The organism is Paenibacillus sp. P4_A9 (assembly GCF_056402415.1).
Genome location: NZ_JBFUHL010000001.1, coordinates 445869 through 459899 on the forward strand (window position 1 = coordinate 445869; position 14031 = coordinate 459899).

General features: G+C 42.6%; 4 protein-coding genes. 2 read left to right on the forward strand and 2 right to left on the reverse strand.

What is annotated here, in order from left to right:
- Positions 1-5 precede the first annotated feature (5 nt).
- The gene (locus tag AC1DVJ_RS02050; protein ID WP_477587947.1) at positions 6-3341 is read right to left on the reverse strand and encodes a DUF5107 domain-containing protein; all 3336 of its coding nucleotides are present in this window, start codon (positions 3339-3341) and stop codon (positions 6-8) included.
- A 111-nt stretch (positions 3342-3452) separates the two neighbouring features.
- On the opposite strand from AC1DVJ_RS02050, the gene AC1DVJ_RS02055 reads away from it, so the two are divergent.
- Both AC1DVJ_RS02055 and AC1DVJ_RS02060 read left to right on the forward strand, forming a co-directional pair.
- Positions 3453-4340 (forward strand): helix-turn-helix domain-containing protein, encoded by an 888-nt coding sequence (locus tag AC1DVJ_RS02055; RefSeq protein ID WP_477587949.1) that lies wholly within the window; start codon positions 3453-3455, stop codon positions 4338-4340.
- Positions 4341-4358: 18 nt separating this feature from the next.
- Positions 4359-5138: a helix-turn-helix domain-containing protein gene (locus tag AC1DVJ_RS02060; protein ID WP_477587950.1), complete on the forward strand. Its 780-nt coding sequence runs from the start codon at positions 4359-4361 to the stop codon at positions 5136-5138.
- Between the two features lie 39 nt (positions 5139-5177).
- Here the strand turns inward: AC1DVJ_RS02060 and AC1DVJ_RS02065 are convergent, their stop codons facing one another.
- Positions 5178-13922: a S8 family serine peptidase gene (locus tag AC1DVJ_RS02065; RefSeq protein ID WP_477587951.1), complete on the reverse strand. Its 8745-nt coding sequence runs from the start codon at positions 13920-13922 to the stop codon at positions 5178-5180.
- Positions 13923-14031 lie beyond the last annotated feature (109 nt).

A 14031-nucleotide genomic window follows, 5' to 3' on the forward strand; every position in this document is an offset into this window, starting at 1 on the left:
GTTCCTCAGATGCTCATGCCCCGATGAATGCGCGCACCTGAATGATTCGCTTCTATATTTAATGCGTTATCGAATTGATCTCTAGCCATTTCCTTGTTACCAAGACCTAGGTGGCCCAGTCCCATCATATATAAACAATGAACTTTATTACGAACATCCAAATTGTCCTCGAATACCAGGAAGTCTGGCAAGGAAACGGCGAAATAGTCAAATTTCACCTCGTCGAACAGATGCTTCTCAGCATAATCAATCAGCTTATTGAATCGACGTTTTGCTTCCTTTTCGTTGCCCAATGCTAGCCAAGCCATTCCTTGATAGAAGATCATATCTGGCGGCTGATCATTGTAATACATGGCACTAGCTGGCTCCTCCAGTCCTTGGGAAGCAATTTCGAAACATTCCTGCGCTAGTTCAGTCTGAGTTAAACCTTGATGAGCGAGTCCAAGATAATAATAGACATTATTTTCTTGTGCGCCCGACAGCTTACCTTCTCCTAAATTATCTGGATAAACAAGTGCTTGCCGTAAAAATGATACTGCCGCTTCAAAGCGATTTTCAGCTAACGCTTTCTTCGCAAGCTCGACATGGGCAAATACATGCTGCCCCGTTACTTTACCCTCGCCGCCTTCCCAAGGGTGGAAGTTGCGCGCTTGCATAGCTTGAACAGCTTTATCGTGAAAACCTTGCGCATTCAGAAGGGTAACATACTCTACATAGAGATCGTCGCGTTTGTTCACCAAAGCTTGGTGCTCTTCTAGTTTCGCGCAACGAGTCGCGGCCGTATATCCCAGCTTCTTATACAATTGATCAAGTTCATAGAAAACACGTGCATCATCTTGTCTGCAAGCAAAAGCTTTCTCCATGGCGATAAGCGCCGATGCTGAGTCTCCGCGTTTGTTGAAATAAGCGAGAGACAGATTGCGGTGTACCGTCGCGAAATCTTCGCGAATGGAGCGTGATGCTTCCCAATGTGTGATCGCATCTTCGTGCCTTTTCTTATCGTAAAACCAATTTCCAAGGTAATAATGTGCTTTATCATCTTTAGAATCTACAGCTATAACGCTTGTCAGTACATGAAGATCGAATAAGCTATTCGGGAAACAGTAATCCGAAGTTGCCGTATTTCCTGCATGCCTGTGAGTACGAGCCAGTTCCGATTGCCCTACATTCTCATAAAGGTAGCTAAGCGTGTAATGAACCATCGGGTACACTTCGGAAGAATCGTTATCTTGCACGATGCGCCCTAGCAATTCAATCGCTTCCTCGAACAATCCGCAATTCGCATAATCGGATGCCAAGTTCAAGTAATTATGAGCATCCCCGCGCATAAGTCGCATAAGCTCGGCTTTCGCTTCGTCAGCAAGACCTTGCTCACCTTGGCTTGAAAGCGTAAGGTATCGTTCGTTAGCTGATCCGAAATCAGCGATATCCAAAGCAAGTGTCTCCTGTGAGAAGACAAGTGCTTCCTGCAATTTCCCCAGCTTACGAAGAAGCGCAGCTTTCAAGTGACGTGCCTTGTAATTGCGGGAATTGCGGATCTGCGAACGCTCAACCAATTCCAACGCTTCACTATAGGATCCCTTCTCACAAGCAATTTGTGCCAGTGTGAAGAAGCCAGCATCTTGCCAATTTGCGGACCATGTCGCTTTGTAGAGCGCAGCGAATGCTTCTTCCTTACGTCCCTGCCCTTTAAGCGCAACACCCAATTGATAGAGAGCTTCACTATCATACGGATTCGGATTCCGCCAAGTAAGCGACTTGATCGCCGTACGGAAGTGTTCTTCTGCCTGGGTATACAGCCCGCGACGCAGCAAGAGTGTGCCGTAAGCAACATTAATACGACTATCGCTTGGGTCGCGCTTTAAGCCTTCCAAATAGTAATCTTCCGGCTCGAAGGTTGCATGGCGATATTGCTCTAAGTGCAGCCCAGCTAAGTAGAGCTGCTCATTCGTTTTCAACTCCGCTGGTTCCAAAAGCGGCTTAGCAGCATCTGGTACTTGCTCAATGGATGGCTTTGCAGGCTGATAAGCAATGAGTAACGTACCATTGGCATCTCTTACAGTCAGCTTCAAGTCGTGTGCTTGATCGTTTGCATCCAGTGTAAGGACTGATTTGAATGTTTCCGTAGGAGACAGCTCCACAATTTCCTTCAGATATGTTCGGCTCCGGCCTTGTAACTCGATAACAGCGCCAGCAAATACGGATGTAGCATAAGCAAATACAACCGCTTCACGCGTCTTCTCGTCAACTTCTAGGTTGACTGCAGCATCGATGGAAGCATTTTTAACGACACCGATATTTTTGTAAGGCATGAAATATTGCTTGAATGATTTTTCTTCATAAGGTTGCAGCCATGTGAAATCCGGTTGGTTATCTGTGTAAACGCCAGTCATGAGCTCAATATACGGTCCGTCTTCATCCGTCAAATTGCGATCCCATGCTTGCCCGAATTCACCGTTCCCCCACGTCCACTGCTTCTTACCTGGTGAAACATGATGATTCGCCACGTGCAGCAAACCTGCCCCAACACCATGATCATAACCGCCAACGAAGTTGTAATCAGATTTATAAGCCATATACGAAGTCGGAACAGGAATGTTCTTGTAGCGTGAAATATCAACGCCAGCGGAATAATCCATCTTGTAGTACGTTCCTGTTGCAATTGGAAATCTAGAGACGTCACGTTTCCCGTGGTCAAAGACAGCCGTTACATCTGGAGGAAATACGGATTGTGTATTATCGTTAACCGCAACTGCGGGGTTCGCCCACCACAAGAAAGTTTGTGGCTCCGGTGTCCGATTATATAGCTGTGCAGAAATTTCTAGATAGGCTTTGCCTGGATACAAGGTGAAGCCTGCAGTCACTTTCGTTCCGTACATGCGGTCGATCTCACTCACCCAAACGGTAGCACTTCCATCTTCTTGTTCGGTGAGCTTGTATTCAACCGGACCGTACGTATTCGGACGGTGATGCTGCGGCCAGTTGAATTCGATACCACCGGAAATCCATGGTCCAGCTAGGCCAACCAATGCTGGTTTAATAACTTGGTTATAATATACGAAGTCGTAGTCATTCGTTTTGTCCAATGCACGGTAAATGCGTCCGCCAAGCTCAGGCATAATCTCGATACGAACATATTCGTTTTCCAAAAACACCATTTGATAGGACTGTGGTTTCTTCTCATCTTCAATTTTATCGATAACTGGATGCGGATATACCTTACCAGAGCTTCCTTGATATACACGTTTTTCTAAAAACATTGGATTGCGGTCAGGCTCCCCAATGCCATAAGTCGGAATCGACGTTGCTTCTTCCCAAATGCGAACTTTCTGACTCACCATTATCACTCCCTTAACTGATTATCTCTACTTTACCTCGGAAGACGGCTATCGCCAATTGACAAAATGCTTAATGTGATGGATTATATTCTTATTATGGAGGGAGGCCAGAAATTGGATATAACAAGAAAGCCGGAAGGCTTTGAAGAAGAGAAATTGTTCATTCTTCCTGATTATATGCAGACCGAATTATCCCGCTCCGAGCTGACGCGTGATTTATTCGTAAGTGATATTGGCTTCTTCCCGCATGCCCATCATCACTATCGGGAACGGCCCGAAGGCAGTAATTCCCACATTTTCATCTTTTGCTCCGAAGGAGAAGGCTGGATCGAACTGGGACAACAAGCGATTACTTTGCCCCCGAATCACCTAGCTGTCATTCCTGCCCATACCCCACATCGGTATGGCGCATCTACCCATGCACCATGGAGTATTTACTGGTTTCATCTTCAGGGCGATCATACCGCGGCTTTTATACAAATGTACGGAATGGATACAGGCCCGCTTCATCTCCCCCTCGGCGCAATGACTGAATACAAGGATGTTTTCGATAAATGCTATTATCTGCTATCCGATAAAACCTATTCGTTACCCATCCACACCCACGTGTCCCAATCGATCCGGCAACTGATTAGCAGCATAGGGATTAGCGCGGGAGGAACAGCCCAGGACAAAAAAAGGGAGCAATATCTTGAAGTGGCCATACAATACATGAATGTTCATTTAGAAGACGCCATTACGCTCCCTGAATTGGCCAACCACGTAGGTTTATCTAGACAGCATTTAATTTTATTATTTAACGAAGAAACAGGCTTTCCGCCAATTGAATACTTTTTGCGCATGAAAATCCAAAAAGCGGCCCAAATGCTCAGTTTAACGGCTTTATCCATCAAGGAAGTTGCCGCTAACATTGGAATGGCTGACCCCTATTATTTCTCGCGATTATTTAAAAAAATGACGGGGTCCGCCCCTAGCGCTTATCGGAATGTTCCGAAAGGGTGACGATTGGAGGAAGTGATCATGAACATCGATGAATATTCCTTATTTGCTGGACACTTTCTAGAAAATGACACATATTTCATGAAGCGTCCACAAGGTAAAACGGACTGGCTGCTTACCTTCACCCTAGATGGCGAAGGTTATTTCGACATGCAAGGCCATGTACAGACATGTAAAACAGGTGACTTTAACTTATTGCGACCTGGAACTCCGCAGCACTATGGGACAAGTCCTGGTGCTACCTGGCAATTCTGCTGGGTTCATTTCCCGGATACCTTCATGGAAACGAATCTTCTTCCCAATCAACCACTGTTACACCTTTCTATTGATAGCGAATCCCTACGCGATCGCATTTATCGTACTTTCACTCGTATCCTAGAGGATTCACGAGAACGCCGAGAATATTGGTTTGAACTTTGCAGTACCTCCGTGCAAGAGCTTTTATACATCATCGCTCAGAAATCGTACAAACAAATGGATCCGCGCATCGAAGAGGCACAATACCTTCTCTCGAAGAATATGCATCAACCCATTCGAATTGACGAGCTGGCCGCCTCAGTAGGCCTCTCCACTTCCCGTCTGTCTCATCTTTTTAAAGAAAGCACAGGCCACTCCATTATCGATACCTTGAACCAAATGCGAATTAAACAAGCCGTTCTCCTCCTGACACACACGGATCGCAGCGCTGCAGATGTGTGCTATGACGTTGGCTTCCAAAACTACAACCATTTCACCAATCAGTTTCGTAAATGGTACGGCGTTAATCCCAGCGCATTGAGAAAAGAAAAAGACCGTTTATAGCCCTTCTCAGGCTACAAACGGTCTTTTTTCATCTAGTACTTATTTTTGATCATGAGAAGCAGATTCAATTTCCTTGTATGCCCAATGCGTAGCAGGTACGTCTGACCAAGTAGGCCCAGTAACTGAAGTTGACAGCTCACGACCTAGATAGTGATTGATCATTGTTACTGCTTCAGCACGAGTCAATGAGTTGGAAGGCTTGAACGTTCCATCCTCGTAGCCGTTAATCATGCCTGCAGCGGCTACTTGATCGATGGCTGCTTTCGCCCAATGACCAGCGATGTCACTGAATTTGCTTGCTGCAGCTGTGTCGGAGCTTCCCAACAAGCGTGCAATGATGCTAGTTAATTCAGCACGCGTAATCTCTTGATCGCCGCGGAACGTATTGTCGCCATAACCGTTCATTAGACCCATTTGAGTTACTGTTGTAATGGCATTCATTGCCCAGTAATCAGTAGCTACATCTGTAAATGTCATAGCTGTTCCACTAGCTGTTTTAGTTGAAATTTGCGCTAGGATCGTAGCTACTTCTGCACGAGTAATCTTCCCTGATGGGTTGAATGTGCCATCTGGGTATCCATGTACATAAGCTTTTGTTTTAACGCCGAAGTATTTATCTACTCCTGCAATTTGAACAGCAGAGAACGTACTGAATTTGTTCGTTGTGAACTGAAGACCCCATTGACCGTTGTCGTCGAATTTCACAAGTTTACCTTGAACTAACTCCTTCGTACCATCACTGTGCTCGATGTAGATTGCAAGATCTTTTACCTGATCAGCCGTTAGATTACCTAATGGTAATGTTAGGGTTACAGGCTTGTTTTGAAGATTAGTGTCAATTTCAACTGGCTGACCGATAATAGTAGCTTCACCGATACCTCCAGCTTGCTGACTAGCATTCTCAGCTACCTGTTGCTTCTTATCTTCTGTTACAAAGTGAATTGTAAAGATTACATCTTCTGAAGCATTTTGCAAGGATTGACTTGGAATGCTAACTTCCACTTTCGTAGAAGAGATCTTTAGATCCTTTTGAGCATTAGCCAACGCTTGTGTCACTTCAGTTGGAAGTGTTACTTTATTGCCCAATTCGCTGTCTGAGTCAGGAATGATAATTGATACTTCACTTGCTCCAGCTGCAACTGCGTCTGCAATTGCTTTTGCTGCTTGATCAAGTGTAAATACTACTTCATCTTCATTCGTTCCAGGTCCGCCACCAGTGATTGGTCCACCGCCAATGATGGGTCCACCGCCAGTATCAACCGGGTTTTCGGTCCACTTCGCATATACAATTGTATTTGCTGTTACTACATCAGACGCAAAGTTCCAAGCATTAGTGCCCTCAGCATCCTTATACCAACCTCCGAACGTATAACCCGTTCTTGTTGGAGCTGTTGGAGCTGTGATTGTAGTGTTGTAATCTGCGTAAACATTTTCTACAATGCTGCCATCTTGTCGATCGATAATCACGGTAAATTTAGCGATTGACCAATTACCATAAAGTGTTTTATCCGAATAGATGGAGTTTGTGAAATCCCAAGGTTGTGTACGAGCCTCGTCTGCGAACCAAGTCATATCATATCCTGTAACAACTGGTTGCGTGATTCTACGTGCTACAATTTTGTCTTGTACTGCAAATGGAGCGGCGCTATCAAGAACAAAATGCACATTGTATCCATTTCCAATATATTGCATAACGGTTACATCCGCATAATCCGTTGCACTAATCGTGATATTGAAATCTCCTACTTTCGTAAAGAGACTCTTATCAAACGTAATCGTGCCTAAAGCAAAATCTTTTTTGTAATAAGTTGTTTCACTTACAGTATTACCGGCTACTTTAATTTCGGTAATTGCATGTGCCCAGTCAGAATCGCTGAATTCAAGCGTAATATCATTACCGAGAGCGTTATCTTGCGTATCTTCTTCAACTAGTGAAGTTGCTAATGCATATTTAGCATAAAGTGTAGTTGGACCTGTAATAATGCTTGCAAAGTTAAATGGTGTTGTTAAATCGCTTGTCGTGTACCAGCCAGCAAACTTGTAGTCTATCCTAGAAGGATCAGACGGTTTGGCAACACGTGAATCAACGATTTGAGGTGCAATAAACTCACCACCACTTGAATCAAATGTTACCTTATGACCGATAACTTGATTCAAAACATTGACATCGACATAACCCGTTGCTTTTATGTTGATGTTTATCTTTTGTGCTTGAGTAAATAGCTTTTTATCAAGCTTGATCGATCCAGGAGTAATTGTGTAATCCACAGTATTAACAAGTTTTTTGGAACCAATATATACGCTAGTGATTACACTGCTCCAATTTACATCATCCGTATAGGTTAGTGATATATCACTGCCAACTAAATTATCAGTAGTATCGTTAATTACAGTTGGTGCTGTTTTACCCCAGTTTAGATAAAATGTAGTATTATCTTTTGCATATTTAGCACTAGCATTTAAAACATTGGAAGCCAATTTACCAGCTTTATCGTAGTAATAGTCACTTGTATCTAATGAACTTTCTCCATTTATTACAGGAACAGGAGTATTACTTAAAACTGGTGCAGTTTCCTTTGCACTCACTAGTCTGTCGTTGAACGCTGTGCTTGCAGCGTTTCTTAAAGTCCCGCCATTTAAGTCATAGTGCATTCTGTACATGAGCCTAACGTCAGGAATTATCACGTTACCTTCATTCGTAGTTAATGTTAACTTATAACCTCTAAATGGAGACGGAGAACCAGTATTAGCAGATTTGCTAAAGGCAAATTTCTCATTTGGATGCTCTGCCGCATATGTTTCTGTGGCTGTTGTAAAGGTCAGCGTTCCAGCAGTACTATCTATCGAGTACGTGCTTGGGTCTAATATATAGCTGTTTGTTAACAGCGATGTTCCTGGGGGACCCTCAAGATAGAATTCAGCTTTGATACTTGAGATGCTTGATATCCATGGAGTCACTGTAGGGTCAGGCATAGTAAGGATTAACGGACCTTCACCAAGAACCGTAGCTGCTCCAGCCCCCTCAAACTTCGCACCATTTGGTTTATTTTTATCAACAGGTGCATAATTTTGAATGTAACTAACGTTATAACCCGCATATAAGGTTATGTCACCAGTTAAAATACCTCCTTGAAAAACAATTGTTCGAGCAGGATCCGAATACCACGTAGTGAAATTATGTCCAGGCTTTGATGCTTTAGGATGGATGTTTGATATAGCAGCAACTACACCATTCGAAGTCATCTGTGTATTAGCTGGATTGTAACCAACTGCGATCGGAGGAATTGGAGTGCCTCCGGACGTATCGAAAGTTAAACCATATCCTACCGGCTGCTTACTTACTACTGCCGCTGGAAAGTCTATCTTGCTAGTATAACCAGTTGAGTAGATTTCAAAAGTGTATAATTGAGGATTAAACACATTTCCACCTGGCACAATTGCTTGAGTTGCACCAACAACTGCTGCTTTAAATAAAGCTTTGTCAAAAGTAATTTTCCCTGGTTGGCTAATGTTATAGTATTGACTATTAGAATCAACATTCAATGTTACACCAGTTAACCAGTTTGCAGTTTTCACCACTATTCTGTTAATTCCCATACGCCAGTCAGCGTCTTCTGGAAAAGTGAGTGTTAAATCATTCCCAAGATGAGCTAGTGTTGGATCAAGAACGATTGGAACAAGTGGTACAGCAATAGCTGACGTTGTAACATTTATAGCAACTGTTACATCTTGATAACCTGGAGCCTTAATAACAACTGTATATTTCTTCGCTGCTGGGAACAAAGAATTATGCAATATTATTTTTGTATTGTTATAGGAAACACCTTTAATCGGATCATATAAAGCATTTCCCGCTAAAATTGTAGCAAGTTTATCAGTTGTACCTGAATATAATGCGTCTTTTACGTTTATACCATCAAGATTGATTTCAGTAATCGTATTTCTCCAAACTTCATCATCCTTTAAAATTTCATTTGAAGATGTAAGGATTACTGGGGCACCCTTTGCCAAGTCGTTTATTGTTGCATTTTGGACTGTAAATGCCGGACCTTTGAAATTAAGCGCGGCCTTTATTTCCTTAATACCATCCCCAACTTTTAGAGCAACACCGTTGACTAGAACAGGAACCGTGAGATCACCTGCTGTAAGTTTATCTAGTGCTGTCAAAGCAGCTTTATTGGGTGCTGTTTCATTTATTTTACCAAAATTCTTGAAAATATAATAGAAATCATAATAGTCAATTCCAGCAGCACTTACACCTGTTGTACCTACACGAATATCGTAATTTCTATTACTAATATTATTAAGAAATGCTGTTCTATCTGCGGGAGTCGTTAAAACACTATATTGATTATATGCTTTAACTTCTGCAAGAGCATCTTTAATGTCAATGACATTATCGCCATTGACGTCTCCGCCTAATAAGAGAGGCGTTTGATTACTAGCGATATCCTTGTAACCTCCCGTAATATAGCCAAACCTATTAGTTCCAACTACAGGGGACTGTAAATATCCCTTAAAATGTCCAGGCATGTATTGCTCAACAGCGTATGGTTTATCGCTTACACCCACTGTAATGGCATAGGTACCCAAATTTTTCCCAGCATACTCAATCGTATTGTTTGGAGATGAAGGATTATCTGTTGTAGCCGTGTTTCCATCTTGACTGGAAAACGTAACCTTTGCACCTGAACCMTTTGAAATACCTGTGAAAGCTCCGCTAAGCGAATTCTCTCTGAACGCTTCTGCAAAAAAACCGCCTGTAATCAAGGATGTAGCTTGTCTAATATAAGGCACATTTGTTTCGAATTCCGGAACAGGAACCGGTTTAGTTTTACCGACAAAAGTTAATTCTGAATTATAAACGTTAAATTCCCAAGGCCCACTAAGCGGATCAGGATGTGTATAGGTTACATCTACTTCGATAATGTTCATATCTTTATGAGCTTCATCAAGAGCGCCAGCATCAGCAATTCCTGATATTGTAATATCAGTGGAAAAACCGGCATGTATATCATCACGAAGTGGTTCACCCATGCTTAGAATATTTGAAGTAGCATTAATACCTTTGCTAGTTAAATAGTCTTTATACTCTTGAGTAAGCTTGGCATTTGCAAATGTATAAAGAAAACTATTGAGCGTAATTTTACCGCCTGTCATGCCTAATGCATGTTTCAAAGCGAAGTTGACTTTGAATGGTTTATTGGCATCCACGACAGTCTTATCTTGATTCGCACTACCTGCATCAATGCCTCCAGAAGATGTATACGTTACATATGGAGAGCCTTTTTTGATGAAGTGATATCTTTGTTTCGTGGTATCCATATCAGCTGCACCAGCATAGTCACTTGGATAAATCCAAAAATCAGTACCTTCTGAAGTAATGTCCTCCTGAGAAACACCAAAATGGAATCGACCTTTCGCTTCCGTATCGAAAATTGAAGTTGGAAAAATACTATCTTGGTAACCCCAGACCGTGTTCAAGGCTTGATCGAGAGGCACTTGTTTATTCAGTTCTACAAGACTTGGCACTGAAGTTTCACCATTATTTCTCATGAAGTCAATGTTAGAATCATAAACGGTACCCCAAAATCTTTGGATCTCTTGACCAGGCTGATACCCAGTAGGGTCAACTTCATAAATCCCCGGCTTTGAATCACTATCCATATTGATGGTAGGCGCTGTAAAGTCAACATAGATATTACTTTCTTTCTTGTATTGTTTGCCTGATGAGTCAGTTGCAATCATCTCAAGTGAATAAGCACCTTCAGTGACCACCGACACTTGTTCTGATAATTTGGACTGATCTAGTGACCCCGTATATGGACTTGTAAATGGAAGATATACGCCTCCCTGAAGCACGGGTAATGGTCCAAATAAGGCACCTGGACCTGCCGCATCGATAGCCGTTACATTTTGAGCAACACCCAAATATTTGCCACTCTTGTCTTTCAATAGAATATACAAACTTTCCATTGAATTATTGACAGAGAATTTGAAAAGTGTTCCGCCAGGGCCGTTTGTATCTGKGTTCCAGTTTCCGGTAGTGCCATATGGAAGAGTAAACGCCTTAATCAAAATATCAAAATCATTGATTCCTTTTACAGCTACTGTCGTTGTGAAAGGAATACGATAAGACTCTGTTGGGTCAGTAGCATTAACAAGGTTAATATACCCTTCGTAAGTGCCATCTAATGCATTGGAAGGTACCGTTATTTTCGCTGTTGCTTTAACAGTACTACCATTGCCAACACTTATTGATGTCGTTTGCGCACCATTAACAGAAAAATCTACTTTAACATCATTTCCTGTTCCAGGACCTACTAGATTGGAATGTGCAAATTTTGTCGAAATAAATTTCGTACTAACATTAAATGTTTTAGTGCTAGTACCTTGATTGATTACGTTAAAGTCTTTGGACGAAACAACATCATCAGAGCCGTTCGTTGCACCTTCTCCTCTGCCTTTAAAGCCGAAGAAAATGCTTCCAGTAATATTATCCACTTGACGTGTATTGCTATTAGTTGGATTTTCCATAGGGTTTTCACGCGTATAGGTTTTATCCAAAACTTGAATTTTCATGTTTGACTTAATGGCGCGAGCGGGATCGACACGACCAGCACCGACCTGATACACGCTATAAGTCAGCGAGTCCTTGTTTATATCCTTGGCTGTATTCATTAGTGCCGTCTTGACATCGGCGGGACTATAATCCGGGTGAGCAGCCAGAACCAAAGCAGCAATCCCTGCTACATGAGGCGTAGCCATGGACGTCCCGGACATTTGCATATACTGATAAGAATAATCTGTGTTTTCCGGCTCATAAACGTCGAATGGGGCTGTAGACAAAATGTCAACACCTGGAGCAACAACGTCCGGCTTAATCGTCCAATCTTTCACGGGTCCTGTCGAGCTAAACCCGGCCAATTCGTCCGCATTTTTCAAGATTGGCGCATCCAATGCAGCCGGAAACGTTACGGTTGCATTTTTCGGATCAGCAGCGATTTCTTGCGAAAGTTTTATTCCTTGGGCTTGCGTCAAGTTAAGGGAATAAACATGATTCATACTAAGGCCTAAGAAATTTGGAATATATCCTTGGGAATCGGCATCATCTAGATTATCATAGATGATCATGCCTGCTGCGCCTGCGGCATAAGCATTTGCCATTTTGGTCTGCATAAACTCTCCGCCGCGTTTAACAAGGGCAATTTTACCGGGAATTTCAATTCCACTGTAGTCTGCCATAGTTCCAGCACCGACATTTACAATGGGTAATGTTCGACCTTTATATACCTCATCCTCTTGTGTGAAGCTTTTCCCGAATAAACGAGCCTGAAAAGAAGATGAGCCAACCTTGATGGTCATAACCGGAATGCTTTCCGGGATCGTACTTGCACCAACGGTAATTGCAAGCGCTGAAGTTCCCGGCGAACCAACAGTAGCTCGACCAGGACCCGCATTGCCTGCTGCAAGTACACATACTACACCTACAAGCGTAGCGTTGTTGATGGCAATACTAGTTGGGTATGTCGGATCATTTACGTTTGCGCCAAGCGAAAGATTGATGACATCCATATGATCTTTAGCGGCTTGATCAATACCAGTTAATACCGACTCTGACGTACCGCGTCCAGCTGGTCCTAACACACGGTACCCATGAAGTTCAACATTCGGCGCTACACCGTTTGCGGAATAAACAGCATTATTATTTGTCGTATTTGCAGCAATTGTCCCCGCAACATGTGTACCATGTTCTGTGATATAGTCCTTATAATTCGCAGAAGGCGGACCTTCAAGCGGATTCGGATTCTGCTTTGCAGCTTGCCAATCCGGATAAATGGTTTCCATCGGGTCAAAGTCATCCACGTAAGTTACTTTACCGGATGCATCGAATGTGCTATTGACTAAGTCATGTCCACCATAACGTACACCATTTGCATCATGTGTGACTTTGAATAAATCAGGATGATTATAATCGATCCCTGTATCCAAAACACCGACCTTAACGGCTTGGCCTTGACGAGCACCTGACTTGATAATACCTGTATGGCCTTCGGCTTGAAGTGTATCAATGCCCATCAAAGTCAATGCTGAGGTAGGCTTGCCGACAGAACCTATTATACTTTCAGCGGAAGCTGCGCTTCCTTGTTCAGGTACTACGTATTCTACAACAGACCAAATGGAAGCAACTTCCGGACTATTTGTAAGTTGATCAACTTGATTGGCAGGGAGTGATAAAGCTACTCCGTTAAACGCCTCTGAATATTCTCTAGTAATTCTCATATCCGAATTAACAGATTTTCCGCCAACAATTTGCGTTGAAGGCTTTGCATTCACGAAGCTATTAAATTTGGCGTGAGAATCTGACACCATTTGTTGAGCTGCCGTATAGTCGGTTGCAAAGGTTTGGCTATTCACGCCAGCTTCGCCATTAGCTAATGCTTGCTTTATGATTTGTATTTTGGCTGGATCCGTCTTAAATTGCACGATAACATTAATGTTACCTAAAGCACGCAAATCTTTTGGATCTACATGGTTTTTTTGCGCAATGTCTGCTCCAGTAAGCTTATTAATGTTGGCTTTCTGCTCAGTCGTTAGACCGGCAAGAATGCGTGTTACTTCTTCTGCATCAAAAGTTCCCGTTGATGTTGATTCACTTTGTTGAATCGCATTCGTAGCTGATTCTGCAAAGATTGCACTTTGTGGCAATACAGTGGTTAATAGCATACTACTTAACGCGAGGATCGATAGCATTTTCTTGGCTGTCTTCAAATTCTTCCGCATTGTGAACCTCCTACTAAAATATAAAAATAGTTTCCTATGAATCCAATTTCATAGAATAGAAAACGGCAAAGAAAAAAATCAGAAAAATCAGAATAATTATACTTAGGTC